Below are 26,937 nucleotides of genomic sequence, written 5' to 3'. Positions count from 1 at the left end.
TACATAGAAAGAAGGAACGAGAAGATGACGAATTCACCCCGAGTATCAAAATTGATTCAAGCGCATACTCCCATTAAAATTTTGATTGTACTGGCGACCATAGTGGCAATTGCGCTTGTTTATGGGCTAATTCAAGTTGCAGGATTTTTAATCAATGATGTTCTTGAACTGAGTGGGGTTCTTAAATTTGTTGCTCAGTTTTCAGCAGTAATACTTTCTCTATTTCCAGTTCAAATCGCGCTTGCCCTAGTAGTCGATAAACTCTTAGATACAAAAAAGACTCAAAGCCACTAGATGCTTTGAGTCTTTCAAATTTAACAAACCGAATCGGATGATTTGGGTACGGATAGTCCAAACAATGGCCGTAAGTAGAGGGCGAGGAATGTTCCTCCGATTGCCATGATTCCCCATACGTAACCGTGTAAACTGAACGAAGCGATTCCTCCGAAGTAAGCACCGATGTTGCAGCCAAATGCAAGTCGCGCACCGTAACCCATCAATAAACCACCAATAACAGAAGCCATGAAGTTTCCTGGAGTTACTTTAGAAAACTTGAATAAACCACCTGCTGCAGAAGCCAGGAAGGCACCAAGAATGACGCCAAAGTTTAGAATTGTAGTTGAATCTGCGAAAATAGTGGCTTGTAAAGAAGCTGCGTTCGCTCCCTGCCAGTAGCCCCAACTCGCTACATCCACGCCAAATGTTTCAGCAATTTTTGAGCCCCACAATGCGAATGCAGAGGTAATTCCCCACGGCGTTCCTCGTGTCATCAACGTCACTGCATTTAACACTGCAAGGATGATTGCTGCAGCAAACAGTGGCCATGACCCACGGAAAATTCGCTTCCACCCATGTTCTGTTGGAAGAGGGGCCATTTTTGGTGATTTTCTCTTTTTCTCAATTAGCACTGTGATCCATGCAATGATTCCGAATAGAGCAATGGAAACTGCCCATGCCCCACCATATCCAAGTCCCGTTGAAGTGGCTAAAGAAATCGGCTCAAATGCTGGCATTTCTTCTGTCCAGAACGGTAAATGATACGCGCCAATAGTTGCTCCGACAATAAAGAAAATTAAGGTCACAAACATGACTGTTCGTCCCCCGCCAATTGCATACAAGGTTCCGGAAGCACAGCCTCCTCCTAACTGCATGCCGATACCAAAAATAAAGGCTCCAACAATTAAGCTAACCCCGACTGGCGAAACGTAGCCAGCGACTGGTCCGCCAAAAAATGATAGACCAAACGCTAGAATTGGTGCGAATAGGCTGACTGCTACTGCTAGCATGACCATATGCGCGCGCATTGCTTGTCCATTTCCTACTGACATCAATCGTCGGAATGCGGAAGTGAATCCAAACCGCGCATGGAATAAGGTGTACCCTAGTAAGAGTCCGATGATTAATAGAACAGGTTGCACGATGTCTTGAGTGGCAAGCAGATAAACAAATAAAAGGCCAAAAGCTATGAGTCCACCAACAATGAGTTTAGTTTGAGGAGGATTCAATTTTAACGAGTCACGCTCGACTGGATCTTGCGCCTCATCAGCTGGTTGTACACGAATAGTTGTCATTTTAATCACCCTTTCCCTATAATTTTAGTAGGAATTATTTCATTATGGTAGCATTCGTTCTCAAGATTGTCACTTTTCAAGTACTACTACTAGAAAAACAGGCGCTCACGAAGAGGCCTGCTTCCTGTCATCTCGTATAAGTTCTAATGCTGCGAAGAAAAAACTGATCAGCATAATGCCGCCTATGGTGAAATCGAATGTAGCGAATAGCGCACCACTGCTTGCAAGTACAACAGCAATTAAGGTAAAGAATAAAACACTATACGTGATACGCCCTTTTTCGTTTGGCACAATCAATACTGTGAGTATACTAGCAACCAGTTTGCATACCTGGACAATGAAGAAAAATGCTATGAAAAGCACTAATTTCACATACCATGCCCCTTCAATTTCTAATCGAAAAAATTCGGGATACATAGAACCGCCAATTACAATGGCTACTACAAAAAATGAAACAATAAAAAACCTCAAATGAAAAACTCCTCTAGTTGTCTTGTACTACTTCATGAATTTCATCAGTGTTCGGCAACGCTGGTATCCCTCCACGTCTTTCGACTGTGAGACTTCCGGCTGCATTCGCTTCTCGTAAAATTCGTGAGATGTGCACTTTCTCTAAGTCTAACTTAGTTGAAATCGTCTTCGCAATACCTGCAAGCACGGTCCCCCAAAAAGCATCACCTGCTCCAGTGGTATCTATTGCGTTTGCTGGGAACCCTTCGATATATTCCAACTTATCGTCTCGGAAGTAACTACAGCCTTTTTCACCTTGCGTGACGATAAGGAGAGTGATTCCATAAGTCGTTGCGAGTTCTTGGCAAGCCGCTTCCGGAGATAAATCCGGCCATAAAAAGGACAGTTCTTCCTCCGATAATTTCACTAAATCCACAAAAGGCAAGACTTGATGAATCTGGTCTCTTACTAATTCTTTAGTTTCCCATAGGGAGAAGCGAATATTTGGATCGAAAGATATTAAGCTGCCTGCTTCTTGCGCGAGATCTAATGCATGGTATGTCGCACTTCGAGAAGGCTCATCTGTTAAAGAAAGTGTGCCGATATGAAGAATCGTATCCGCAGTAAAGTGTGCTTGCGACACATCGTCTATTGTTAGTTTCGTGTCTGCACCTGGCGTTCGATAAAACGCAAAATCACGGTCTCCGTCCTCACCAATGGAGACAAAAGCGAGAGGCGTCATTACAGCTTGTGTTGTTGTTACTAGCGACACATCGACTTTTTCACGAGTTAAATAATCGATAAGGAATTTACCAAACATGTCCTGACCGACCTTGGCCAGTAAACGAGAATCAGCTCCTAATTTTGCTGCCATAACAGCAACATTTGCAGGTGCACCACCTGGATTTTGCTCGTAGAGAGGAACTAACGGAGCCGCTTCATTCTGACGTGGCGTAAAATCAATAAGCACTTCACCCAGTGAATAAATTTTCATGGTCGCAACTCCTTTTGGTCAATGATTTCAGTACAAATCTTCTCTTCGGTGTTGCAAGCACGGAATACTTTGGCGAGCCGAAGCTACGAGATCTTCCTTTAATTCCGCGATGGCTATCCCTTCGCCTTCCGATGCACGAGCTACAACTGTGCCCCAAGGATCGATAATCATACTATTGCCGTAGCAATCTTTCCCAGGAAGATAGTTGCCATGTTGACCCGCCGCAATAACATAACACTGATTTTCGATGGCTCTGGCGCGTAGCAGTGGCTCCCAGTGCAACATACCTGTGTAACGAGTAAAGGCTGCTGGGACGAAAAGAATCTTAGCTCCGGCCAATGCATACTTTCGGTACAATTCTGGGAAACGCAAATCGTAACAGATGCTCATTCCCGCTTGTCCAAACGGCAATTCTACCATTTCCGATTTGCTTCCTGGTTCAATGGCATCTGACTCTTTATAGGAAGAAACTCCAGAAATTTCAATATCAAACAAGTGGATTTTGCGATAGATGCTGATGATTTCTCCAGTGGGAGCTATGACAAAACTAGTATTATAGGACTTATCTTTTGTGAAAGATTCTGTAATACTACCCGCATGAATAAAAATCTTTAATTCTTTTGCTAGCTTACTCAGCAAAGTTGTCGTTTCACCACTAGGGATTTCTTCCGCCTGAAAGGTATTCCCATTCCCAAGAAAGTTGCAATTTTCCGGAAGTGCTACGAGTTCTGCACCAAAACTAGCGGCTTCTCGAATAAACTGCTCAATTTTGAGTAGATTTTTTTGTTTGTCTTGTTTGGAATTTAGTTGGATTACTGCTACTTTCATGGGTCACTCTCCTTACGATTGTGATTTCATTACTGTAGATTTTTAAAAGTGACTCCCCTATTCCCCTGGGAGCACTCCAATTACTTGCATAGATTCGGGATCTACCAGGAGGGTCGGTTCTGCAATAAGATTCAACTCAGCAGAAGGCGTCACAGAGTAAATAGATTGCCCAATCAGTCTATCCTCCAAGTTTGCGCTCCTGATATGTGCCTTTGTAAGCGTGAGAGTTTCAATTTCTCCTTGCATCCAAGCATCTTGCCATTCTTCTGATTGCGGCATCTGCGTAGTTTGTACGTAGGACCAGGCATTCTCAAGTATTGTCTCTTCTTGAGCGGCGTTAATTTCTTCTGGGCTGACTTGACTTGCCTCTTTTTGACAACCTGTTAACACTATAAGAAGAATTGAGAGTAAAACACCACTAATTCGCATAGCCCGTAACCTCCTGTTTATAAATCTCGCTGCCGATCATCTTTCTCTTCTACGCGAATACTTTCTTCATAAGGAATATGATGACGTGTATCTTCAAGTGGAAACTTTTGATCAGTATCCGGTTTGATGCCTGTAGTAAACTCGTCAACGGGTGAAAAGTTGCTGGTAGGGATAGACTTTTTGATAAGAACTTTGTAGAGAATGAATCCGACGATTCCAAATATCGCAAGTGTGTAAGCAATTCCCATGAGAGTTCTCCCCTTTACATAATATGGATTTGTTAGTTTTATTCTATCACCTTTCTCCATTTCCTCCTATGTAAAAGAGGTTGATACAAAATAAAAACCAGCAAGTTCTCTGAGCTGAATTCCAGAGAATTTGCTGATTTATGTGTATGATGAGTTCCGTTTCGGGGCTGCTTTCCGTTGGCGCGTCGTGTCTCCAACTCAATGGAATCGAGTTACGAACGTCAGAAAGACGCTCCAAAAGCAGTCGCACCAACCGAGGCCAAGAGCGCCTCACTTGGCACGCCTGATTTTCTCGGACTTTCTAGCATGACGTTCTCCACATCTAAGAGGGGTCTCACGTTCCGACTTCTGATCCCACTGGAGTCAGCCCCTACTCTCCACTCAACTTTCTAACTCATTGAGTTCTATTACTATTTTTTCCCCAGACTCTACTTACTAACTAAAATCTATTTTAAAACTTGGTGTTTGTAAATCCTCCGTCTATAGCAATGACTTCTCCATTGACGTATTGGGCCGGAGACGTAAGTAGGAAAGTGACCAGCTCTGCCACTTCTTCTGACGTTCCAAGTCGCTGTTGAGGAATTCCTTTAGAAGCTGCCTCTTTCATAGCTGGATTGGCATCAAAATAAGCTTTTACCATAGGAGTTTCCGTCGGTCCTGGGGCAACCGCATTTACACGTAACCCTCTAGAGCCATATTCAGCAACTAAACTCTTTGTAATTCCAACAAGTGCGTGTTTAGTTGCAGAGTAAGTGACAACCGTGTTTTGACCAATCACCCCTGCACTAGAAGAGGTATTGACGATAGACCCTCCGCCATTTTTGATCATGATTTCACCGACATAGCGAATTCCGTAAAGTGCACCAAGTAAGTTAATCCCGACGATTTGTTCGATTTCACTAATATCAGTTTCTAAAAATTCTTTCCCGCTCCCTGAGATTCCTGCGTTGTTGAAGAAATAATCAATTTGTCCAAAGTGTTCCACTGTCTTATCCACATAGTTTTTTACGTCTTCCACTTTTGACACATCTGCCTTGATGAAAATCGCATCGACACCTTTTTGCTTTAATTGCTCAACCGTCAACTGCCCGTTGTCTTCACTAATATCCACAACTGCGATATTAACGCCCTCTTTAGCCAGTCGATAAGCTGTTGCTTGTCCGATTCCACTACCTGCACCTGTGATGATAGCTACTTTGCTCATTATTTTTCCTCCTTCACTCGAAATCACTACAGATTTAGTGTACCTCTTTGAAGGATTTGATAAAAAAAATCTGCCTGTATTTTGCTATACTCAACAAAATAAGTAAATTAATGGAGGTGAACGTTGTGACTAAATCAAAGTTGTCACTCATAGTTTTTTTACCCCTACTATCTTCAATTCTCATTACTTGGATTGTCTATAATTTTACAGAGTTATTTACGTCAGAACTTATAGGATTAACTAATTTTGAAAATGTACTAATGATCAGTATGTGCTTTTTAGGGATTTACTTGGTTACGTTTGGAGTTTTATTTATCTTAGCAGTGATTAAAAAGTAATCATTGTGATTTAGTATGGTTTTTAATACGAAATATTACAAGGAACATATTAGATAAAGGCTGCATATGCAACGCCAAAGAAATTGTAGTAAATTGTGTGGTGCACAGGTACCTAAAAGGGAAAAACAGGAATTAAAATTCTAGTGCGCCAGGTTTCGTCGGTTGCACGGTACCAAACGGGTGATTCGGTGGCGCATAGATGGAGTAGAGCTTGAGTGGTACGTTTCCAGTATTGGTCAGATTGTGCCAGTACCCGGCCGGAATGATGATGGCATAGTCATCTTTGACGCGGCGTTTGTAAGTCAAGCAATTTCGGCGTGTGCCCATCTCAGTCAAACCTTGTCCTTGCTCAATTCGAATAAATTGGTCAACATCTGGGTGCATCTCGAGACCAATATCTTCTCCCACACCAATACTCATCAAGGTGACCTGCAAATGATCACCTGTCCAGAGGGCCGTTCGGAAGTTGTTATTTTGCAGTGTGGCTTCCTCAATATTCACTGTATAGGGATAGGGACCATGGTCTCGAATGGTTGTTGGTCTTCCATGATGAGTGGGCTGCCACCCATAGTTTTGTAGGCAATGAGGACACGGGTAAACTACCGGGATATAATACATAGATCAATTCCTTTCAACTGTCATTGCGTTAGTGTATGCGGCTGAAACAAAATGCGTACACTAAGTAGACGAGATAAAGTAATGGTAAAGTAGCAAAGTTTCTCTTACTATAAATATAAGAAGAAGTAACTTTTCATAAGGAGGAGCAAAGTATGGAACATCCTTGGAACCAAGCAATCGATGCTCTTTCCACCGTACACGTAAAATCAAACCCTAATAATGAACCGGTCACAGTAAGCGGCGATGCTGGGGAGTTTAAATGTATTGGTGTCGGCACAGACGCTGCTGTTTTTCAGAACCCCTCGCAACCGATGTATGCTTATAAAATCTACGATGCAGATAAATTAGATAAAGTAGAAGTGGAAGCCAGTGTTTACAAACAACTTGGCGACTCTCCCTACTTCCCGACTTGTTACGCAGCTCGTGGTGAAGTTTTAGTTCTTAGTTATGAATCTGGTACCACCCTGTTTGACTGCATCTTGCAAGGGGTTCATATTCCAAAACAAGCCGTTCAAGATGTGGAAGATGCGCGAGACTATGTACGAAGCAAAGGGTTAAATCCACGCGATATTCATTTGAAGAATATCTTGTTGCAGGACGGGCGAGCAAAGATTATAGATGTCTCTGAATATGTCCTTCCGGGGAACGATTTCCGCTGGGAGCACTTGAAACGTGGATACGATCAGTACTACCATTTGATTGACGGGAGCTCGGTCCCGTTTTGGCTTGTAGAGACTGTTCGTAAGTGGTACAACCAAACCGGCGAGGGTTCTTCTTATGAAGAATTCACGAACAAAGTCATGAAGTTTTTGTTTAAGAAATAGAATTGATTGAACCTTCCATCTCGAATTTGAGTGGAAGGTTTTCTTGTGTCTCATCAGATGAAGCCTTACACTCCCGCTATATACATAGTATCCATATTTGGTATACTCTAACTATCAATTACAGAAAGTGGGATTGCGATGTCTTTCTTTAAGAACGTGCTGAAAGGTCTTACAGCTAAAAATGAGCTAACAGAACCTAAGCTTTATTATTCCGCAGATGAAGAATCGTCTTCAGTCCGACAGCTGCAACGATTAGTCGAGAGCCAGGATCCTTCTATCGATGTCAAAAAAGTGGAAGATCACCTTAAACTTTTTGCGATTGGTCAGTCAGGGGAAAAGAATGTGCTTTATGAATTACAACACACGCACATGCCTATGCTTATCCTCCATGATCTCTACATAGAATATAAAAATTATTCAGCTCAACTAGACTTCGTTGTCATTACCCGGCAGTTCATTTTATTGTTAGAAGTGAAAAGGCTGTTCGGCAACATTCATGTGACTGAAAAAGGAGAATTTCAGCGAGTCATCGTGAAGAACAACCGAGTAGTAAACAAAGAAGGCATGTACAGTCCCATCAATCAAGTCCGGCGCCAAGTTAGTTTAGTAGATAAACTATTGAAAGAAAACAAGCTGATCAAACAGTGCCCTGTCACCTATGCGGTTACATTTGCCAACCCGAAGACGATTATCGATATGGCGAAAAAAGCACCACGCGATGTGCAGTCTCACGTGATTCGGCATGACCAAATCACTTCCTATCTTGCAAGTGAAGTTGCCAAAAATTCACCCGTTGATTTTCCAGACTTCAAAATGTACGAAATAGCAGACATGCTCCTTAAATACAGAAAGGATAAAGTATTGAATCTATCTGACTACACGATCCAAACTGAAGTTTTAAGTGAAGAACCAACTCCACAAATCGTTGTGACTGTACAAGAGGAAGTTGTCTCGTCTTCTGATAACCGAGAAGAACTGAGAGCCTCTTTATCGGAATTTCGAAAAGAACTTGCGAAACGAACAAACCGCAAAGCTTATTACATTTTCACCAATCAAACACTCGAATCCCTTCTCGACAAACAACCACAGACTCGAGCAGAGCTTATGAAGATTGATGGCATCGGACCGAAAAAAGTCGAGGAGTTTGGTGACGATTTACTTGTGATTTTATCAGGTAAGTCGGTTACGGTTTCTTGAAAAATTTCAATAATAAAAAGAGATTGGGACAAAAATAAATCAGCAAGTTCTCTAGAGTGAATGAATTCCAGAGAATTTGCTGATTTTTCGTGTATATTGAGTTCCATTCCGGGGCTGCGTTCCGTGGGCGCGTCGTGAGCCTCCTCGTCGCAAGCTCCTGCGGGGTCTCACGTTTCGACTTTTGATCCCACTGGAGTCAGCCCCTACACTCCACTCAACTTTCTAACTAATGAGTTCTAATAATATATTTTGTCCCAGCCTCTTTTTGTTTAGCTAATTTTTTTCAACGGCTACTTCTAAGTTGGAAGCAAGAGCTCCTTGAATAGCAGTTAATGACTCATGAGAAGGCACTAAGAATTTTTGTTTTTTTCCATTCGTCAACGAAAGGGTGATTGAACCGCTACCTGAATACATTGTGTGAAAGCTTTTCTTTTCACTAACAGTAACCTGTTTGAGTTCTTCTTTACGAATCAAGGAATTTCGAGAATTCGCGAGGATTTCAGAGAAGCGATTTGTAGTTGCTAATTGATCATAAGCCTCTTCTCGCTGTTGCTGCTTCTTTTGCATTTGCTTATAGGGTAAATAAAGCGCAAGTCCTGCGACTAATGGCAATGAGTCGTATGCCTCGTCGCTATGCAGTTGGCCCCCTATCTTTGCAAAGTAGAGTCCTTCAGGTGTCACGTATACTTTGAAATAGGAATCGAATGATAGCTGATTGGGTTGAAGTAAATGGAATGATTGGTTGTTCATAGTGTCCTACCTTTTCAAGTATGATGAACTAAGTATAAGACAAGAAAGATAGGAAGAACAGAGACATTTTGAGAATAGTAAAAGTAATTGGAAACTAATTTTTTAGCTGCATTCTCAGTTTAAAACACTCGTACCGCCAAGCGTCTACACACATATCCTCAAGCGAGCGGCTAGCTCTCCAGCCAAATATTTCGTAAGCTTTCTGCACATCCGCATAACAACTAGGCAAGTCCCCTTCTCGTTCCTCTCCGAAATTAACAGGAATCGTAATCCGATTCACCCGTTCAAATGTTGTGGTTAGTTCTTTCACAGTTGTCCCGTTACCCGTACCAAGATTCACTACAGTGTATCCAAGATGTTCCGACTCGAACGCCGCCACGTGCCCTTCCGCAAGATCCATGACATGAATAAAATCCCGAACACATGTCCCATCCTTGGTCGGATAATTGAAGCCATGAATCGTTACAGATGATTGCAGTTTGTTGGCAGTCCGCAAGATAGCTGGCATCAAATTGCCAGACCCTTCCCCCTCTCCAATCAGTCCACTCGGATGCGCACCTACTGGATTAAAGTATCTCAATGCTGTAATGCTGAGCGATGGATTAGCTTTCTGTGTGTCACTTAAAATTCGTTCACTCATGGCTTTCGTTTCCCCATAAGGCGTTTCGGCCGAACCAATTGGGCTTTGTTCAACCATCGGAGAATCCGCTTTGCCATAAACGGTTGCTGAGGAGCTGAAAATGAACTTTGGAACTTCGAATTTTAAACAAGCTTCCAGTAATGTAATCGTGGAAAGAAGGTTGTTTCGGTAGTAATTTAGAGGATTTGCAATGGATTCCTGTACAGATTTATAGCCCGCACAGTGAATGACGCCTTCCACATCCAATGTTGAAAATAGAGCGTCTATCTCAAGAGAGTTTGTGCAGTCTAACTCGGTGAAGGAAATCGGTTGATCAGGATACAAATTTTGAAGATCACTCAATCGTGACAGGGAAGACTTTGCCAGATTATCTACAAGATGAACCGTATATCCTTTTTCAAGTAAAGCAGCTGCTACATGGCTCCCAATGAACCCAAGTCCACCCGTCACAATAATCGGAATGCTACCACTCCTTTTGGACAGTTTATTCAAGACCCTTAGAAATAGAAGGAATTGTGGTTTTTTTCTGTTCGAAAGTATTGTGTCATTGAGAAAAGTTCGTGGGGATTGAGTGTTAAGGGCTTTTTCTAGCAAGGGCTTGTGTAATAAAGTTTTTTCTTTGTAGTGGCAGCCAGATTGCTAGGGTGTTTTATGTGGATGGTGGAGTATCGGGGGGCATTCGGGGAGTATCGTCGGGGTTTGCCCGACTATCGGCGTCATTCTGGCGAGTATCGTCCGCTTTCAAACGCGAGTTTCCTCCCCCCTTAAACCCACCATCACCGAAAATCATACCCCGACAGAAATAATTTGAAAATTTTTGAAACTAATCGATAACTGATACGTTACCATTATATAGATAGAGAGAAATAGAAAATTTAGGGGGAACAAACAATGAAAAAAGGACTATCTGCACTCGGCATTCTCATGCTACTCGTGTTAGGTGTGCTCCTCATACCGACCACTGTTTTTGCAAAATCGGACATCACGATCAAGGCAAACGCAGGTTTTGACAATAAGGTTTTGTATGGAGAAGGCGTACCGCTGACAATCACGCTACAAAACAATGGAGATGATTTTTCGGGAGATATCGTGATTGACACACCTGAATCGTATGAGATCGGCTCCGCACGTGCATTGCCACTTACGTTGGCAGCTGGTGAAACAAAAACTATTACTCTTAGCTTAACCAGCCTGACAGAAGATTATATGTACTCTGGGACTAATACTCAAATGATTTTCCTATATGAAGGCGGCTGGGAAGACGGGAAAGAGGTCGACTTTAAAGGCGACCGTAGTGTGCGTCCGAGTTTCTTTGCAGGAGACACGATTTTCCTCTTTACACTTACAGAATCAACAGACCGTCTCACTGCCCTTCGCAATATTAAATTTACGCAAGGTCTTCGTCCAGAAGTCATTTCACTCAATCATTTAAAAAATGGTGTGATGCCGACTTCGAAAAAGGACTGGGAGATGGCAAGTGTAGTTATTTTGGATGAATTTTCAATTGCTGATTGGTCTGATTCCGAACAACAAGCGCTACTTGATTGGGTGTCAGCAGGAGGGACACTGATTGCAGGAGCTACTTCAAAAGGAGAAGCGGAATTTGGACAAGTTGCAGCACATTTACCACTAAAACTCTCAAACAACACAGCAACTATTACTCCTGAACAAGCGCAAAGCTACGCAAAAACGACAGATTTGCCAAATGCAATCACTATTCAACAAGGAACCTTGACTGAAGGCGCAGTCAACGTCTGGAGCATTGAAGACACTTCTGTCACGGCTATGAAAAAACTAGGTGACGGGGTTGTCATACAAACTGCATTTTCTTTAGGGGACAAACCTCTTTCTTCAGAAAAAGGCTACGATGAACTACTCACTACATTATTCAACGATGCGAAAATCATCAGTTCTCCATCGTCTATTCATTACGGGAACCAGTCCGTTTTGGATAGCATTGGTTACGAGTCGGTCTACGTCAATGAACTGTTTCCGTCTTTTGAAGTATCGGTCCAAGGAATTGCTGTTATTATCTTTATTTACTTTTTACTAGTCGGACCTCTTCTTTACTTCGTTCTTAAACGAAAAGACAAACGGGAACATTCTTGGTGGATCATTCCATCAATTGCCATTTTGACATCCGTGGCGATTTTCGGTTACGGAGCTCGTGATCGTATCGCAAAGCCACAAGTTCATCAACTTAGCTTTTATGAAATGCAACAAGACGGGACGATGAATGGTCACTATGTCGAGACACTACTATCCAACCGCAGTGGTGAATACAAACTGACCGCTGGACAAGGCACTAGCATGTCGACTTGGAAAGGGCAAAATTTTTCAGGTGACCCAATGAATACACGCATGAAATCCATTCTTGAAAATGAAGCAGAAAGTCCATCACTAACACTACGAAATGTCGCGTATTGGTCCACTTCCACCATACTTGGTGAGTCCACCGTTCAATCAACTGGAAAATTGAACGTGAATATCGAAAACAATTCCGAGACCATCACTGGCACGATTGAGAACACCTTCCCGTTCCCAGTAACTGATGTTCAGATTTGGACGGGAGCCAAGAAGATTGATCTGGGAGATATCGAAGCAGGAGCTACTCTTCAAGTAAATGAAAAGCATAAAGGTGGCTTACTTTTACCAGCGAAGTCCGGCTCAGCCAATTATTCGGGTGGGTATTACGGAGGCGCGATGGGCATGACTTCTGAAAAGCTTCCAGAAGAACGCAAAAAAGCCATTCTCAATGCGTATTCTATGTACTTAGGATCCCGTGATACGACTACACCATTAGTGGTAGCCATCGCTAAAGAACCTATCGTACCCATTCAGATACAAGATGAACGAGCTGAACTCGATGCAACAAACCTGCTAATCCAGCCGTTTGAATCGTCCACTCTTTTCAAAGGCGAATTTTCTTTACCGTTTGATTCGATGGAGGTTTCCGTGTATTCCGACAAAGGACTCTACGCTGAGAAAACACAAGGAGTACCTAATGAATGGTTTATGGAAAACGGCGAATTCACTTATGAAGTAGGAGTTCCTAAAAATGTGACAGAGCAATCCATCGTGTGGAAAGAACTCTCCCTTACAAATAGTGCTTCGGCAACGATGACGGTTGAACTGCTCAATCAAAAAACAGGTGAATTCGAGCCTGTAACCGAGACTCGCACAAAACTTACAGAGAATATTGCCGACTATATTAACAAGGAACAAGTGATCGAACTGCGCCTGTCGAAACTAGACAGTTCCGGCAACGACATCACAAAAGTGCCAGAGATAGCGCTGACTGGGGAGGTTGCACAATGATTGAAATCAAAGGACTGACAAAACGCTATGGAAATTTCTATGCCTTAAAAGATTTGAACCTGACAATTGGTGAGGGCGTTGTGTTTGGGTTTGTTGGAGCAAACGGCGCTGGGAAATCAACGACGTTCTCAATCCTCTCCACCCTGTTACAACCAACAAGCGGCGAGGCATTTATCAATGGCCAATCGGTGCGCAAACAGCCACACGAAGTACGAAAACAAATTGGTTATATGCCTGACTTTTTCGGAGTCTATGACCAACTAAAAGCAGACGAATACCTCGACTTTTACGGGGCAAGCTATGGGATTCCAGCAGAGCAGCGGGCTAAATTGATTCCTGAACTATTGGAGCTCGTGAACTTAACAAACAAACGCTACGAATATGTCGACGTGTTGTCACGCGGAATGAAACAACGTCTGTGCTTGGCACGTGCATTGATCCATGATCCATCTGTCCTCATCCTGGATGAGCCAGCTTCAGGGTTGGACCCACGAGCACGTATTGAGATGCGCGACATTTTGAAACACTTGAAGAGCATGGGCAAAACAATTTTGATTTCATCGCATATCTTACCGGAACTTGCCGAGATGTGTGATGAGATCGGCGTTTTAGACGGTGGGCAGCTTGTGGCGCATGGCAGTGTAGCAGAGATTCATGAGAAACTTCAGAATGAACGACCAGTAACTGTGCACCTTCTTGGAGGCACTACTGAATTTGTTCAGTTCATCGAAGAACAACCATTCGTTTCGGCTATCGCTACAGATGACACACGTTCTCTTGTTTCCTTCTTATACAGAGGAACCGATGACCAACAACGTGAATTATTAAAAGCAGCTATTTTAAAAGATCTCCCAATTATCACGTTCTCACAGGCTGAGACTGATCTGGAAGATGTCTTTATGGAAATCACGAAAGGAGTGGAGACGAAATGAAAGCACTCCTCTACAACCCGGTATTGATTAAAGAATTAAAGCTTCGTTTTCGCAGTGTCAAGAGTTCGGTAGGTTTGCTCTTTTACTTACTGGCACTCAGCACCTTTGTGTTCGGGATGATTTTCATGGCGACCAGCTTCACAGGAAGTGGCTTCTTCCGACCAGAGGAAAGCTATTATATGTTCATCGTGTTAACGTATATCCAATTAGGGCTCGTGCTGTTCATTACTCCTGGACTTACTGCTGGAACGATTAGTAGTGAACGAGAAAAGCAGACACTAACCATTTTACTGACGACCGCTCAAAAATCTTGGCAAATCATTTTCGGTAAGCTGGCATCCTCTCTTTCCTTCTTAGTGTTGATGTTGATTTCTGGTCTGCCGATCTATAGCTTGGTGTTCTTGTTTGGCGGGGTCTCCCCCCTTCAACTCGTGCAGATTTTCCTATTCTTCTTATTGACAGTTCTGGCAATCGGAAGCTTAGGTGTCATGTTCTCGACGATCACGAAAAAAACCATTGTTTCGATGATTGCGACCTATGGTTCCATGCTGTTCTTAACAGGCGTTACGGCGTTCTTTCTTGTACTCTCTATTCAAGCAAGTTACGGACTCGGAATGGGAACTCCATCCCCTTCCCCAATCGGTCACTTCTGGGCGAGCATTAACCCGGGAATCATGGCGTTCTCACTTGTCAGTCCAGATGGTATGTTTTTCTTGAATGAGATGACCCAGATCGATTTCCCAGTGTGGGTGATCTATATTAGTTTTTATCTCTTAATTACCATTCTTGCGCTGTTTATTTCCATTAAAAAACTGCGCGTCAATATGAGCAAGATGCGCTAAAGGAGGATATTCATGGCCAATCCAAAATGGCAACCGATGATACGACGTGCCCACCAACGCGTCGTACGCGTGTTCGCTGTCGAACAACTGCAACATGCACTGATCGCTGCTGCCATCACCTGGTTTACGCTGCTCCTCGTGTCTCGGTTTTTCGTCCTCCTCTATTACCAGTGGATTGCGTTAGGGACTGCCGCTGTAGTAGGTATCGGTTACTTTATCTACCTGATGCGGAAGAGACCGACTCAACTGGAATCGCTTCGTCTCTATGATGCAGCCTTTCCTGAAAATGAATTTATTACAGTAGCACAGGCAACGACACCTTCCCCACTTCTTACGTATTTGGAAAGCAAGGTGACTCCTTTAGTCCCTGCTGCCGAGCAGCGATTCAACAAAGCAGTTCGGGTGAATTGGTCGCCGCGTCTGCTGCTTCTCAGCTTTTTATTTGTCGTGCTCGGCTCCATCAGTTTATTGATTCCGTCAGACGACCAAATCGTTGCGCAAGACACGGAAGTTGAAAAAGCAGTCGTCAAAGAGCTCGAGAAAGAAGCAAAGAAACTGGAGCAAGCTACTAAGCAACCGGAAGTGAAAAAGAAAGTAGCGGAACTTGAAAAGGAATTACAAAAAGCAGATACCGCGAAGAAAGCTTGGGAAAACGTCACCAAGACGAAAAAAGAGCTGGAACTTCAAAAAGCGCAGCTCGTGAAAAAGCAACAACAGGCTGAAAACGATGCCTCAAAACCTGGTCTCACTGCTGAAGAAAAAGAACAATTGGCGGAACTGACCGCTTCTATCGACGGCCTTTCCGAACAAATGAAAGCCGCACAGAGCGCCATGGCAAAAATCGGGCAGCCACTTTCCACGCCGACTCAACTAGCAACTACGGCTCAGAATCAAAACGCTAATCAAGAAACTCAGACTGGCGAGCAAGGTGAAGCTGGTGAGCAAGGCGAAAGCCAGGGTGAAGGTCAAGGCGAAGGTCAGGGGCAGGGTCAAGGCGAAGGCCAGGCTCAGGGTGAAGGTCAGGGGCAGGGCGAAGGTCAAGGTCAAGGCGAAGGTCAAGGTCAAGGGCAAGGTCAAGGGCAAGGTCAAGGGCAAGGTCAAGGACAAGGTCAAGGCTCTGGATCTGGCGGAGGACAAGGCGGCACACAAGGTGGATCTGGCATGGGTGAACGCTCGCTCGTCGCCATTCCCAACCGCATCGGCAAACCTGGAGAAACGACCACTGACGGCGGCCAGTTAGGTGAAGGCCAAGCAGTCGGTGAACAGACCGGTGAAACGCCTGTCACAAAAGGCACGATTCGCCCGTATCAAGACGCTGTAGGAGACTATGCACCATTGTACCGAGAAAGCGTTGATCGTCTACAATTACCGACTGATTTACAAAACTATGTACAGTCTTATTTTTCATCCATCCAAACAACAGATTAATGGAGGCACTATGAACTATACACCAGAACACTTCGAACAGATGAGTGCGAAATTCGCACAAGCGAAACAAGAAATCAGCACGTTCATCGTAGGTCAACAAGAAGCTGTTGACTACACGATGCTTGCCATGATTGCGGGTGGACATACGCTCCTCGAAGGGCTTCCTGGCCTTGGAAAGACGATGCTCATCCGCACAATTGGCGACGTCTGCGACTTATCCTTTTCCCGTATCCAGTTCACCCCCGATTTGATGCCAGCAGACATCACGGGGACCAGCATGATTGAACGCAGCGAAGACGGCAAGACCGACTTCGTCTTCAAAAAAGGACCGATCTTCCACCAACTGGTGCTAGCTGATGAAATCAACCGGGCTACCCCGAAAACGCAAAGTGCTCTGCTTGAAGCTATGGGAGAACATACAGTAACGGTACTCGGCGAAACGCGGCCTATGGAAGAACCGTTTTTCGTGTTGGCGACTCAAAACCCGATTGAAATGGAAGGAACTTACCCCCTTCCCGAAGCGCAAGTCGACCGTTTTTTATGCAAGGTCGTGTTGCCGTATCCATCTAAACAAGAACTAAAGGAGATTATGCTCCGCACGACAGGCACAGCTCAGCGCGACTTGCAGCGAGTGCTGTCAGCTGAAGAAATTCGAGAAGCCCAGGCCATGGTGAAACATGTTCTGCTAGCCGATGACTTGATGGACTATGCCATCACACTGATTACGTCTACTCATCCGGAGAGCTCGACAATCGAACCGATTACACGTTACGTGCAATTCGGAAGCGGTCCACGTGGCTTGCAGAGCTTGATCCGAATCGCAAAAGCTCGTGCGTTCTTGGCAGGACGGTTGCATGTGTCGATTGCCGACTTGAAGCAATCTATCAAACCGGTCCTTCGCCACCGTATTCGTCTTAATTACGAAGCTGAAGCCATGGGACTTACACCGGATCATGTACTCGATTTAATGGTAGAAGAACTTGCAAAAGCGTAGGGAGGAACTTGGATGGCTCCGTTACTGACGACATCGATTATGAATAAATTGGCCAATTACCGCATCGTCAGTCGCAAGCGGCAAGCAAACGGACGACGAGGCACCCATGCGTCTCAGCGCTTTGGCTCGTCTCTAGATTTTTCCGACTTTCGTGCCTATGAACCTGGAGACGATGTACGCCAGATCGACTGGAACGTCTACGCACGAACAGACAAACTGTTTATCAAACGCTTCTTGGATGAACAAGAGATGCGTGTACATATTGTGCTAGATACGACACCGTCAATGAATGATGGTGATAAGTGGCTTCATGCCCAACAAATCACGGCTCTTTTTGGCCAACTAGTTTTGACCCACGATGACTCGCTCTCGTTTAGTGCGAAGCAGCCGGAACGCTTGCAGAGCTTTCGTAAAAAAGGTGCGATGTACCGCCATGTTTTCCAGAAAAAAGTAGAAGAACTGCAAGTCACACAAGCAGAAGAACCGTTCTTCAGCAGCCTCGCCGCTCAAATTCCGAAAGATGCGAATAGCGTCTTCATCATCACAGATGGTTTAGAAGCATTAAGCGAGTTCGAAAAAACGTGTCAGCATCTGGCTCGCCGGCCAAAAGATATTCGCTTTATCCTCGTGTCGTCTCAAGAAGAGCAAGAACCCGATTACTTCGGCGATTACCTGTTAGTCGACAAAGAATCGTCAGAGAGTTTAAATGTGACGGTCACAAATGCAATGATTCAGCGCTATGAAACAACACGCAAAAACCATTTTGAACAACTGGAGAAACTCGCAGCACGATATGGCCATAGCCTCGTGTTCGTGCCGAGTCAGCCGGACTTTTTGACCGCTGCCCTTCACCAGTTCGTTCGTTTTCAATGGATACGATGAGGTGAGCAGATGAGTTTTTTACAATGGGCCAACAGTTGGACGCTTGTCTTCCCTCTAGCTGTCCTGCTTTATTATTTCTTCCGAAAACGCTATACCCCGAAGACGATCTCCTCGACCTTGTTCTGGGAGTCGTTCATGAACGAAACAAAAGCCTCTCCGTATTTTGAGAAGCTTCAAAAGAATGCTTTGTTAGTGTTACAACTACTTGCTCTCTTCTTATTTGTCTTTCTTGTAATGAAGCCATACTCCCCCGCTACAACAGCGACGGGGCAGGAAATTTGGCTAGTGCTCGATACGTCCGCTTCGATGGAAACCACTACTGACGAAACGTCTTGGTTCGAATCACAGAAAACACGAATGAAATCGATTGTGGATGCTCGCGAAGGAGCCTCATTCACTGTTGTGACGACTGGCGATACACCGACTTTCGTGGTGCAAAATGAGACGAACGCAAGCACCGTCAAGAATGCAATTGATGCAATTGCAGTTACCTATGAAACAGAACAGCTGAAGAAAACGATTGATTTTGTGAAAGCGGGTCTCCCAAAATCTGGTGCGCAGGTGTATCTTCTTTCCGATGCAGCACCAAGAGATTTGATTTCATTTGACCAGCAGAATGTTTCTTGGCGTATTGAAAACCGACCGCAAGAGCTTGAAAATGTCGCGCTCAAGCAGTTCGGGGTTTCCCCGTCTGAAACTGGGACGAATGCGATTGTAGAAATTCAAAACGATACGAAAGAAACCATTTCCGGGACTGTTGAGTTTTTTGATTTAGAAGAGCAATCACTTGGGACCGCTGACTACGAAATCGCTGCAGCTGAACGCCAAATCGTTTCTGCGACTTTACCTGCTTCCGGGTCATTTTATGAAGCAGTCGTGTCGTCGACAGACGCGTTTCAAACAGACAATCGCATGACAGCCATCGTCTACCGCCCCATATTAAAAGTGGCAGTCGATGACCAGATCCATCCGACGATTCAAAAGGCATTGAGTGCTATTGGCGCAGACGTAGTGACGGTTCCGACAGAGGATCTTGCATTGAGACCGGATGGGGAACTTTTGATTACGGGTGACGAAGAACTGTTGGCAGACACGTCTCATCCGGTGCTACTTATTGGTCGAGGCGACGAGAAAGAGCTAGAAGCAACTGGTCCGATCACTCAAAAAACACCGTTTTCGAATTACGTCGACCTTTCTGATGTGTACGTTCAATCCGTTTATGAGGGGTTTGAGGAAGCAACGACAATCGCTGCCATAGGCGATCAGCCCTTCATTCAACAGTTCTCAAACGGCAACTTGGCTGTACTAGCAGATATCGATCAGACCGACTGGCCGCTGCATCCATCCTATCCCTTGTTTTTATGGGCTGCGATGGAGCAGTTCTCTGAAGACGCTGAAACGACCGGCAGTTATTTTCCAAATGACCGTGTCACGCTTGCCAATCAATACGGGGATTGGAGCATCTACGACCGCAGTGGCGAATTTATTTCGGATGTCGCTGCTGACAGTACGATGACCGCACCTACTGCCCCAGGCTTTTACCAATTGACAGACGGGGACGCATCCAAACACTTTGCTGTTATGCTCGAGCAACAAGAAAAACAGCTGGGCTTTGAAAAAAGTGTAGAAATCGGAACTTATGCTGCTGAAGGTGCTGCTGAAGTGGACCGTTCACTCGTACCAATTGGCATCATGCTGTTACTACTTTTAGTGTTACTCGAATGGGAGGTGCAACGACGTCGTGGATTTACAACTTGAGCACCCTTATTGGCTACTCCTAGCCCTTTTACCACTGGCCTATTTCCTGTGGGCTCGAAGCCAATCATCCGGACCAAAATCCATGGTACAGAAGACGGCTTTCGGTTTACGAATCGCCGCTGTTTTATGTCTGCTGTTGGCCCTTGCATCACCCAAAGTACTTTGGCCTGTGAAAGAAGAACAGATTCTGTTCCTCGTCGACCAGTCCGCTTCCATGCAAAATCAATGGGCTGCCCAGCAAACCTTTTTACGTGAAGCGATTGCTGCGAAAAACGCTAACCAGGCGATTGGTATTTACTCGTTCTCTGATGGGTTCCAGACCGACCAAGTGCTCTCTCCAACAATTGATGCCTTGCCTGAAATGACGCAGATGACTGGTGGGAATCAAACGGATATTGAGAATGCCATGAAACTTGCACTCGGTTTATCCGATTCTGACATGGCGACTCGTGTCGTGGTCTTAAGTGATGGCAATGAAACAAACGGCTCGTTGAAGTCATTTGAAACGGAATTGAAAGAACGCGGAGTCGAAGTCGATACTCTCGTGCTTTCCGGTCAAGATGAAAAAGATGTAGCGGTCGTGGACTTTCAAACACCTACCACTGCTTTCGAAGGGGAATCCCATACCCTTCAAGTGACGGTGCAATCAGCCGTCGAAGGGCCAGCTACTCTAGCGATTCAGTTGAATGATCAGCAGATTTTATCAGAGGATGTGACACTGACAGAAGGTGACAATGTCTTCACGTTCTCCAATCCGACTGAAGCAAAAGGGCCGCTCGTCTACCAAGCGACCATTCAGCGGGAGAATGATGCGGTTATCCAAAACAATGAATTGACGAGTTTGACGATGGTGGAGGATACGCCTCATGTCCTCATCGTTTCTCCGGATGGGGATAGCCCGGTTCCTACGTTTATCGATCAAACTGGCCTTGTGGTGGATTCGATTGATGCAGCTTCTCTTCCGAGTGAACTAGCGTCATACGCCGGCTACAACGCGATTATTTTCGATAACGTTCCTGGACATATCGTCGGTGAAGCAAAAATGACGGTCATTGAACAGGCTGTGAAACAATTTGGGACTGGCTTTATGATGGTTGGCGGCGAGATGAGCTATGGTCTTGGTGGCTACTTCCAAACACCGATTGAAAAACTGTTACCTGTCGAAATGGATGTCAAAGGGAAACATCAGCTGCCCTCACTCGCCTTGATGATTGTCCTGGACCGCTCGGGAAGTATGGCGGGTGGCAAGTTGGAACTGGCAAAAGAAGCAGCTGCTCGTTCTGTAGAAATGTTGCGACCGGAAGACCAATTCGGGTTGATTGCCTTTGACGACCGCCCTTGGGAAATCATTGAACCTGCCGTTATTACAGACATAGACGAGACCATCAACACGGTGCTCTCCATCACACCTGGTGGTGGAACCGAAATTTATTCCAGTCTCGATGCGGCTTACGAAAAACTCGAAAAGACCTCTGTTCAACGCAAACACATCATCTTGTTAACAGACGGACAATCGGCCACTTCCAATGATTACGAGTCGTTGATCACTGATGGCCTTAGCCAGAACATCACGTTATCCACTGTTTCCATCGGACAAGATGCCGACAAAATGTTGCTGGAAACTTTAGCTGGGTACGGAAGCGGCCGCTTCTACGACGTCGTCGATGAAAACGCCATCCCGTCCATCCTTTCTCGTGAGACGGCGATGACTACGAAAACGTATATCGAAGACGAACCGTTCTACCCAACCATCTATTCAGCACCGGGCTGGGACAACGTGTTTAATGAAGGTGTTCCGCAATTGAATGCTTACATTGCCACGACGCTCAAACCGCAGGCAACACTTATTGCGGAAAGTACGAAAGAAGATCCCGTGCTAGCCGAATGGATGTACGGCTTGGGACGCACGATTGCTTACACTTCCGATTCCCGAGGCGCTTGGAGCGGTGATTTTGCGCTCTATGAGAAATGGCCGCTGTTCTGGAATACCGTCATCACGAGGTTATTGCCTTCGATCGAAACGGAACCTTTCTCGGTGGAACGACAAGAAGAAGGCGTCTACATTTTGTCAGACCCTAGTGGCAACTCTCAGTTCTTTGATGTCCAAGCCACTTCCAATAGCGGTGAAGAACTGGCGCTCGAGTCAGAACCTATCGAGCCAGGAAAAGCCCGAATCAAGCTCGACAGTGATCCAGGCATTGTTTTCTTCACTGTCCAAAATGATCAACAAAGCGTATTTCAAGCAGGCGTCTCCATCCCCTACTCACAGGAATATGCGAAACTCGGAACAGACCGTGAACTGATGACCTCCATCGCCGACAGCACGGGCGGTCAAGTCATCGAGAACGGCAAGGACGCCATGCGGGGCTTGAGTGCCTCGAGTTGGAATCAACAAAGCTTCATCTTCCCACTCATCTGGCTGGCTTTAATTTTGTTCTTTATCGACATCACCATCCGCCGCTTCGGCTTGCCGTCGCGTCGACGATTTAAGAACCTCTTGAAGCGCAATGAACCAGTGGCTGCCACACCTTCTGGAACATCGCTCTCTTCCATGGTGAAGAAGACGCGGGCTAAGCGTGGGGATTGATAGGTTCCCTTTTAGGTACCTGCCTTTTAGGTACCCACTAGCGTTGCCTTTTAGGTACCTGTGCGCTAAACTATTCTGACTATGAACTACAATTGCATAAAGATAAAGGAGCAACCGCGTCGTGTCGCGGTTGCTCCTTTGCTTATACAAATTGTGTTGAATTGTTTGGTGCACAGGTACCTAAAAAAAATGCTTTTCCTAGTAAGGGGTTAAGTATCAAGAGCTTTTAAGCTCCTTTAGAAGTCATATTGCCGTAGGACTTGTAGAGGTAATTGAGTATCGGAGGTAATTCAGCAACTATAGGCGGTGTTTGCTCGAGTATCGGAGCCTTATGATCATCATGCTTAAGTATCGGAGCCATTTCAGGGAATATCGGAGGTGTTTATTCTAGTATCGGCGTACTACAGCCTACTATCGACTTTATAATTCAATTTCCCCTACAACTCTAGGCAGAAAACTTCTAAGATATCTCTTACTGAAATTATTATCTAAATAAGGGTGACCACAAAATCAGGCTTCCATTCATCCGAGAACTATGATGTATTGGTAGCCTAATCGAGGTATTTTATATCTGTCTCATATCGCTAAGTCAGTCTTAGTCCTATTTTTTAATTTCTATCCAGTATCTTCGAGTCAATTCACCATCGCCTGGATCAACGCGTTTATCTTCAAGGACTCCTCCATTTTTTTCAATCACACCAGCAGATGCAAGATTATCGTCCGTGCAAGTGATGAGCACACGGTCAATACCAAATGTCTCCGCTTCCGGCAACGCAAGACGCAATATCTCAGAACCAATACCTTGTCGTCTTCGCAATGGGGATACCGAATAGCCGATATGTCCAGCGTAATTGTAAAGATAATCGTTTAATGATTTTCTGAAATTCAACATACCGATTACTTCACCCGTTTCATCATCTAATGCAATGTATTGCTCAGCCGGCACATACTCAGGAGCAACCGTCTCTCGAGAACGATTCCTATCAATTTGTTCAAGCCAATCCTCACCTGTTTCCGCAAGCACCAACTGAGAACTACCATGGATGACTTCTAGACTTTCTAGAAAGAGATTTTTATAAACAAGAATAGCTGGAATATGCTCTGAGGTTGGTACTATTAATCGAATAGACATGCTCTTCCTACTTCCCAATTGTTGTTTTTCATAATCTTACCAAATGTAACAAATTCCAACGAGTCAATTTTTGAAATTATTTGTGTGAATTGAATTTCTATTACCGGATTTCAGATTTGATTTCAAGTACCTGTGCGCTAAAAAATTCTGACTATGAACAACAATTGCATAAACATAAAGGATCAACCGTGTCGTGTCGCGGTTGATCCTTTGACTATACAAATTGTGTTGAATTGTTTGGTGCACAGGTACCGAAAAAATCTTCAAGTTTTAGTGTTTAGGTACCTGTGCGCTAATCTATTCTGACTATGAACTACAATTGCATAAAGATAAAGGAGCAACCGCGTCGTGTCGCGGTTGCTCCTTTGCTTATACAAATTGTGTTGAATTGTTTGGTGCACAGGTACCGAAAAAATCTTCAAGTTTTAACCATCGACCTCTAGACATAAACTAATTTAAAACCTCGAAAGCAGGTCTCCAAGATCCCGACCTATTTGAAATATTGCCTTGTAATCTTAACCTCTTCATTCCTAATCTTTTTACTAATCGCGTTATATCTTCATTACCAGGTTACGCGTACAGTGAAAGAAATCTATGAACCAATTGAGCGCAACGTCCCGGATCTTCCTGTGCCCACTACTCCAAAAACGGAAAAGCTAGAGCCTATTTCTTTGTTAGTGTTAGGCATAGATGAACGTGAAAATGACACCGGACGTTCAGATACAATGGTGGTGATGACCGTGAACCCCACTTCCGCTTCAACCAAGTTACTCAGCATCCCCCGCGACACGTACACAGAAATTGTAGGTAAAGACGTTCACGACAAGATTAATCATGCCTATTCGTTTGGTGGTGCGGAAATGGCTTTAGCATCGACAGAAAAGCTCCTCGATATTTCCATTGATTACGTGGTCCAGATCGATATGGAAAGCTTCGTTGAGATTGTCGATATCCTAGGTGGAATTGATGTGACCAATGCTTTCTCTTTTCAAACGGAAGTTCATGAGTATCCGGAAGGTGCCCTTCACCTGTCTGGCGAACAAGCGCTTGATTATGTGCGAATGCGGTACGATGATCCAAATGGGGATTTCGGTAGACAAGAGCGTCAGAAGCAAGTGATGCAAGCAGTTCTCGATAAAACCGCTGAAGTTCCCTCGCTCTTTAAGTTCGACGCACTTCTCGATACTGTTGCTGATCACGTTACAACGAACATCAACTATTCCGAAGTCAAACAAATGCATAGCAACTATAGACAGGCGTTCAATCAAATTGACACTTTGCAGTTTATAAAAGGGTCAGGTGCAACGGTGGACGGGGTTTGGTATTACATGATGGACGACAACGAGCTGGCCGCTGTATCTGAGGAGTTAAAGAACCATTTGAGCAATGAAGATTAACTGATTTAAGATGGAAAAATATTCCTCTGAGGTACCTGTGCGCTACACAATTCTGACTATGAACTACAATTGCATAAAGATAAAGGAGCAACCGCATCGTGTCGCGGTTGCTCCTTCATTTATGCAAATTGTGTTGAATTGTTCAGCGCACAGGTACCATTTGGACAGGTACCATTTGGATTCCCTCTAAATCTGGATAACACCCAGCAACACGGCAATTACGAGTAGCGTGATGCTCAATCCCCACATCCAGAAGAAGGAGAAGCGCAAGTGTTTGCCCATTTCAAGACCTGACAAACCAAGTGCTAGCCAAACTGCTGGTGCGAGAGGCGATACGAAGGTACCAACGATGTTCCCGATGATCATTGCGTACGCTGTCGACATTGATTCGATTCCGTATGTTAACGCAATCTGATCGACGACAGGGAACAAGGCAAAATAATACGCATCCGTGCTCAGCAATAAATCAAATGGGACACCGAACACTCCAATAATAATATGAAGATACTGCGCCATGAAGGCAGGCAACACATTAACCGCATTACCTGCAATCGCCGTCAACATGCCCGTTCCGTTCAAAATGCCGAGGAATAAGCCAGCCGCAATGATGATGGATGCCATCGTCAACGCGTTGGAAGCATGCGCTTGAATGCGTCCCATCTGTTCTTTTGGTGTGCGGTAATTCAGCGGTAACGCAATCGCCACCCCGATTAAGAACGCAAGGCCAGCCGGAAGAATACCTGACATCAGTACGCCGATGACACCAATAGCAAGAATCGCATTCGCCCACAAAAGTTTCGGACGTTTCAGTGACTCATCGACATCATTGTTCAAGATACTGTTGCTAAGATCATAGTTCAATGGTGTGCCCAAAGCAGCTCGTTTCGCAATCAAGCGCTTCTCCCGGAAGCCCATGAAAACAGCAAGCAACAGCATAAGCACGATCCCGATAATTTGTATCTTAATGAGTGGATGCCATAGCTCGGTAATGTCCGTGTTTAAAACTGACGCCACACGTCCGAGTGGTCCAGCCCACGGCAACATGTTCATAATGGCTGCCGTCCCACTGATCAACAGCAACAACAAATACGGGTTCATTCCTAAACGAACATACAAAGGTAACAACGCTGTAATCGTGATCAAGAACGTCGATGCGCCAGAACCATCCAGTTGCGCAATTCCAGCAACCGCTACAGTAACAAGCGCTACGAGTACAACATTCCCTTTTGATAGCGCTACCATTTTGTTGATGACTGGTTCAAAAAGGCCAACGTCCTGCATAATTCCGAAGAAAATAATCGCAAATATAAACATAACAGCCACGCTGATGACGGAACTGATACCGTCTGAGAAGAACGTGCCTAAATCATCAAATGAGAAGCCTGCAATAAACATCGCCACAATTGGCGGAAGAACCATTGCCACTAGCGGTGACACACGTCCGCTGATCAATAACGCTACAATCACAAGAATCGTGATAATCCCAATAATACTTAACATACCGATGTCCCCCCTGTTAAAGCTTGTCCTAATAGTAAGACAATTAGCAACACGGAGGAAGAATACGGTCATTCGT

At 44.7% G+C, this 26,937-nt stretch carries 24 protein-coding genes; 12 read left to right on the top strand and 12 right to left on the bottom strand.

Translation table 11 applies throughout. From position 1 onward, the window contains the following. Window positions 1-24 precede the first annotated feature (24 nt). A complete protein-coding gene (locus MKY84_RS05335; RefSeq protein WP_342528296.1) occupies window positions 25-294 on the top strand; it encodes a hypothetical protein in 270 nt (89 codons plus the stop codon). Window positions 295-314: 20 nt separating this feature from the next. Here MKY84_RS05335 and MKY84_RS05330 read toward each other — a convergent pair whose 3' ends face one another. The 8 genes from MKY84_RS05330 to MKY84_RS05295 all read right to left on the bottom strand — a co-directional run bounded on the left by MKY84_RS05330 (window position 315) and on the right by MKY84_RS05295 (window position 6,680). Further along, window positions 315-1,571, bottom strand: coding sequence for a YeeE/YedE family protein (locus tag MKY84_RS05330; RefSeq protein WP_342528295.1), 1,257 nt, complete (start codon window positions 1,569-1,571; stop codon window positions 315-317). Window positions 1,572-1,676: 105 nt separating this feature from the next. Further along, window positions 1,677-2,042 carry a hypothetical protein gene (locus MKY84_RS05325; protein WP_342528293.1) on the bottom strand — a complete coding sequence of 122 codons (366 nt, stop codon included), beginning with the start codon at window positions 2,040-2,042 and terminating at the stop codon, window positions 1,677-1,679. 13 nt (window positions 2,043-2,055) lie between these two features. Further along, window positions 2,056-3,015: a carbohydrate kinase gene (locus tag MKY84_RS05320; protein WP_342528291.1), complete on the bottom strand. Its 960-nt coding sequence runs from the start codon at window positions 3,013-3,015 to the stop codon at window positions 2,056-2,058. Window positions 3,016-3,042: 27 nt separating this feature from the next. Next, window positions 3,043-3,843, bottom strand: coding sequence for a carbon-nitrogen hydrolase family protein (locus MKY84_RS05315; RefSeq protein ID WP_342528290.1), 801 nt, complete (start codon window positions 3,841-3,843; stop codon window positions 3,043-3,045). Window positions 3,844-3,900: 57 nt separating this feature from the next. Beyond that, window positions 3,901-4,272: a hypothetical protein gene (locus tag MKY84_RS05310; RefSeq protein ID WP_342528288.1), complete on the bottom strand. Its 372-nt coding sequence runs from the start codon at window positions 4,270-4,272 to the stop codon at window positions 3,901-3,903. A 17-nt stretch (window positions 4,273-4,289) separates the two neighbouring features. After that, window positions 4,290-4,520 carry a DUF3951 domain-containing protein gene (locus MKY84_RS05305; RefSeq protein ID WP_342528286.1) on the bottom strand — a complete coding sequence of 77 codons (231 nt, stop codon included), beginning with the start codon at window positions 4,518-4,520 and terminating at the stop codon, window positions 4,290-4,292. 451 nt (window positions 4,521-4,971) lie between these two features. Next, window positions 4,972-5,724: a glucose 1-dehydrogenase gene (locus tag MKY84_RS05300; protein WP_342528284.1), complete on the bottom strand. Its 753-nt coding sequence runs from the start codon at window positions 5,722-5,724 to the stop codon at window positions 4,972-4,974. 470 nt (window positions 5,725-6,194) lie between these two features. After that, window positions 6,195-6,680 (bottom strand): cupin domain-containing protein, encoded by a 486-nt coding sequence (locus tag MKY84_RS05295; RefSeq protein WP_342528283.1) that lies wholly within the window; start codon window positions 6,678-6,680, stop codon window positions 6,195-6,197. A 152-nt stretch (window positions 6,681-6,832) separates the two neighbouring features. On the opposite strand from MKY84_RS05295, the gene MKY84_RS05290 reads away from it, so the two are divergent. Together MKY84_RS05290 and MKY84_RS05285 are read left to right on the top strand one after the other, a co-directional pair. Next, entirely contained in the window at window positions 6,833-7,504 is a 672-nt protein-coding gene (locus tag MKY84_RS05290; RefSeq protein ID WP_342528281.1) for a serine/threonine protein kinase, read from the top strand. 138 nt (window positions 7,505-7,642) lie between these two features. Next, window positions 7,643-8,701: an HRDC domain-containing protein gene (locus MKY84_RS05285; RefSeq protein WP_342528279.1), complete on the top strand. Its 1,059-nt coding sequence runs from the start codon at window positions 7,643-7,645 to the stop codon at window positions 8,699-8,701. A 273-nt stretch (window positions 8,702-8,974) separates the two neighbouring features. Here the strand turns inward: MKY84_RS05285 and MKY84_RS05280 are convergent, their stop codons facing one another. Both MKY84_RS05280 and galE read right to left on the bottom strand, forming a co-directional pair. Next, window positions 8,975-9,451, bottom strand: coding sequence for a hypothetical protein (locus tag MKY84_RS05280; protein WP_342528277.1), 477 nt, complete (start codon window positions 9,449-9,451; stop codon window positions 8,975-8,977). A gap of 94 nt (window positions 9,452-9,545) precedes the next feature. Next, window positions 9,546-10,541: a UDP-glucose 4-epimerase GalE gene (gene galE, locus MKY84_RS05275; RefSeq protein ID WP_342528275.1), complete on the bottom strand. Its 996-nt coding sequence runs from the start codon at window positions 10,539-10,541 to the stop codon at window positions 9,546-9,548. A 441-nt stretch (window positions 10,542-10,982) separates the two neighbouring features. On the opposite strand from galE, the gene MKY84_RS05270 reads away from it, so the two are divergent. Genes MKY84_RS05270 through MKY84_RS05235 form a run of 8 tightly spaced genes read left to right on the top strand, consistent with a single transcriptional unit; the run spans window position 10,983 to window position 22,832 of the window. Then, window positions 10,983-13,409, top strand: coding sequence for a hypothetical protein (locus tag MKY84_RS05270; RefSeq protein WP_342528273.1), 2,427 nt, complete (start codon window positions 10,983-10,985; stop codon window positions 13,407-13,409). Continuing rightward, window positions 13,406-14,341: an ABC transporter ATP-binding protein gene (locus tag MKY84_RS05265; RefSeq protein WP_342528271.1), complete on the top strand. Its 936-nt coding sequence runs from the start codon at window positions 13,406-13,408 to the stop codon at window positions 14,339-14,341. The genes MKY84_RS05270 and MKY84_RS05265 overlap by 4 nt, the downstream gene beginning before the upstream one ends. Beyond that, a complete protein-coding gene (locus tag MKY84_RS05260; RefSeq protein WP_342528270.1) occupies window positions 14,338-15,183 on the top strand; it encodes an ABC transporter permease in 846 nt (281 codons plus the stop codon). Before MKY84_RS05265 ends, MKY84_RS05260 begins: the two co-directional genes overlap by 4 nt. A 12-nt stretch (window positions 15,184-15,195) precedes the next feature. Continuing rightward, complete coding sequence (locus tag MKY84_RS05255; protein WP_342528269.1) at window positions 15,196-16,611, top strand: hypothetical protein; 1,416 nt, start codon at window positions 15,196-15,198, stop codon at window positions 16,609-16,611. Window positions 16,612-16,621: 10 nt separating this feature from the next. Then, window positions 16,622-17,605 carry a MoxR family ATPase gene (locus MKY84_RS05250; RefSeq protein ID WP_342528267.1) on the top strand — a complete coding sequence of 328 codons (984 nt, stop codon included), beginning with the start codon at window positions 16,622-16,624 and terminating at the stop codon, window positions 17,603-17,605. 12 nt (window positions 17,606-17,617) lie between these two features. Then, a complete protein-coding gene (locus MKY84_RS05245) occupies window positions 17,618-18,487 on the top strand; it encodes a DUF58 domain-containing protein (RefSeq protein WP_342528265.1) in 870 nt (289 codons plus the stop codon). A 9-nt stretch (window positions 18,488-18,496) separates the two neighbouring features. Next, window positions 18,497-20,245 (top strand): BatA and WFA domain-containing protein, encoded by a 1,749-nt coding sequence (locus MKY84_RS05240; RefSeq protein ID WP_342528264.1) that lies wholly within the window; start codon window positions 18,497-18,499, stop codon window positions 20,243-20,245. Beyond that, complete coding sequence (locus MKY84_RS05235; RefSeq protein WP_342528263.1) at window positions 20,229-22,832, top strand: VWA domain-containing protein; 2,604 nt, start codon at window positions 20,229-20,231, stop codon at window positions 22,830-22,832. The genes MKY84_RS05240 and MKY84_RS05235 overlap by 17 nt, the downstream gene beginning before the upstream one ends. 601 nt (window positions 22,833-23,433) lie before the next feature. Here the strand turns inward: MKY84_RS05235 and MKY84_RS05230 are convergent. After that, entirely contained in the window at window positions 23,434-23,964 is a 531-nt protein-coding gene (locus MKY84_RS05230; protein WP_342528260.1) for a GNAT family N-acetyltransferase, read from the bottom strand. A gap of 581 nt (window positions 23,965-24,545) precedes the next feature. Here MKY84_RS05230 and MKY84_RS05225 point away from each other — a divergent pair. Then, entirely contained in the window at window positions 24,546-25,361 is an 816-nt protein-coding gene (locus MKY84_RS05225; protein WP_342528259.1) for an LCP family protein, read from the top strand. A 186-nt stretch (window positions 25,362-25,547) separates the two neighbouring features. Here MKY84_RS05225 and MKY84_RS05220 read toward each other — a convergent pair whose 3' ends face one another. After that, window positions 25,548-26,861, bottom strand: coding sequence for a citrate:proton symporter (locus MKY84_RS05220; protein WP_342528258.1), 1,314 nt, complete (start codon window positions 26,859-26,861; stop codon window positions 25,548-25,550). Window positions 26,862-26,937 lie beyond the last annotated feature (76 nt).

It is taken from the genome of Chryseomicrobium sp. FSL W7-1435 (assembly GCF_038595005.1).
GTDB lineage: Bacteria > Bacillota > Bacilli > Bacillales_A > Planococcaceae > Chryseomicrobium.
The sequence above is the reverse complement of the archived record's forward strand: the minus strand, read 5'-3'. Positions and strand labels throughout refer to the sequence as shown.

What these genes read in the sequence shown, in the direction of transcription:
- MKY84_RS05335 (WP_342528296.1), top strand. Translation starts at nt 25, where the DNA reads ATGACGAATTCACCCCGAGTATCAAAATTGATTCAAGCGCATACTCCC.
- MKY84_RS05330 (WP_342528295.1), bottom strand. Translation starts at nt 1,571, where the DNA reads ATGACAACTATTCGTGTACAACCAGCTGATGAGGCGCAAGATCCAGTC.
- MKY84_RS05320 (WP_342528291.1), bottom strand. Translation starts at nt 3,015, where the DNA reads ATGAAAATTTATTCACTGGGTGAAGTGCTTATTGATTTTACGCCACGT.
- MKY84_RS05315 (WP_342528290.1), bottom strand. Translation starts at nt 3,843, where the DNA reads ATGAAAGTAGCAGTAATCCAACTAAATTCCAAACAAGACAAACAAAAA.
- MKY84_RS05310 (WP_342528288.1), bottom strand. Translation starts at nt 4,272, where the DNA reads ATGCGAATTAGTGGTGTTTTACTCTCAATTCTTCTTATAGTGTTAACA.
- MKY84_RS05305 (WP_342528286.1), bottom strand. Translation starts at nt 4,520, where the DNA reads ATGGGAATTGCTTACACACTTGCGATATTTGGAATCGTCGGATTCATT.
- MKY84_RS05300 (WP_342528284.1), bottom strand. Translation starts at nt 5,724, where the DNA reads ATGAGCAAAGTAGCTATCATCACAGGTGCAGGTAGTGGAATCGGACAA.
- MKY84_RS05295 (WP_342528283.1), bottom strand. Translation starts at nt 6,680, where the DNA reads ATGTATTATATCCCGGTAGTTTACCCGTGTCCTCATTGCCTACAAAAC.
- MKY84_RS05290 (WP_342528281.1), top strand. Translation starts at nt 6,833, where the DNA reads ATGGAACATCCTTGGAACCAAGCAATCGATGCTCTTTCCACCGTACAC.
- MKY84_RS05285 (WP_342528279.1), top strand. Translation starts at nt 7,643, where the DNA reads ATGTCTTTCTTTAAGAACGTGCTGAAAGGTCTTACAGCTAAAAATGAG.
- MKY84_RS05280 (WP_342528277.1), bottom strand. Translation starts at nt 9,451, where the DNA reads ATGAACAACCAATCATTCCATTTACTTCAACCCAATCAGCTATCATTC.
- MKY84_RS05270 (WP_342528273.1), top strand. Translation starts at nt 10,983, where the DNA reads ATGAAAAAAGGACTATCTGCACTCGGCATTCTCATGCTACTCGTGTTA.
- MKY84_RS05265 (WP_342528271.1), top strand. Translation starts at nt 13,406, where the DNA reads ATGATTGAAATCAAAGGACTGACAAAACGCTATGGAAATTTCTATGCC.
- MKY84_RS05260 (WP_342528270.1), top strand. Translation starts at nt 14,338, where the DNA reads ATGAAAGCACTCCTCTACAACCCGGTATTGATTAAAGAATTAAAGCTT.
- MKY84_RS05255 (WP_342528269.1), top strand. Translation starts at nt 15,196, where the DNA reads ATGGCCAATCCAAAATGGCAACCGATGATACGACGTGCCCACCAACGC.
- MKY84_RS05250 (WP_342528267.1), top strand. Translation starts at nt 16,622, where the DNA reads ATGAACTATACACCAGAACACTTCGAACAGATGAGTGCGAAATTCGCA.
- MKY84_RS05245 (WP_342528265.1), top strand. Translation starts at nt 17,618, where the DNA reads ATGGCTCCGTTACTGACGACATCGATTATGAATAAATTGGCCAATTAC.
- MKY84_RS05240 (WP_342528264.1), top strand. Translation starts at nt 18,497, where the DNA reads ATGAGTTTTTTACAATGGGCCAACAGTTGGACGCTTGTCTTCCCTCTA.
- MKY84_RS05230 (WP_342528260.1), bottom strand. Translation starts at nt 23,964, where the DNA reads ATGTCTATTCGATTAATAGTACCAACCTCAGAGCATATTCCAGCTATT.
- MKY84_RS05220 (WP_342528258.1), bottom strand. Translation starts at nt 26,861, where the DNA reads ATGTTAAGTATTATTGGGATTATCACGATTCTTGTGATTGTAGCGTTA.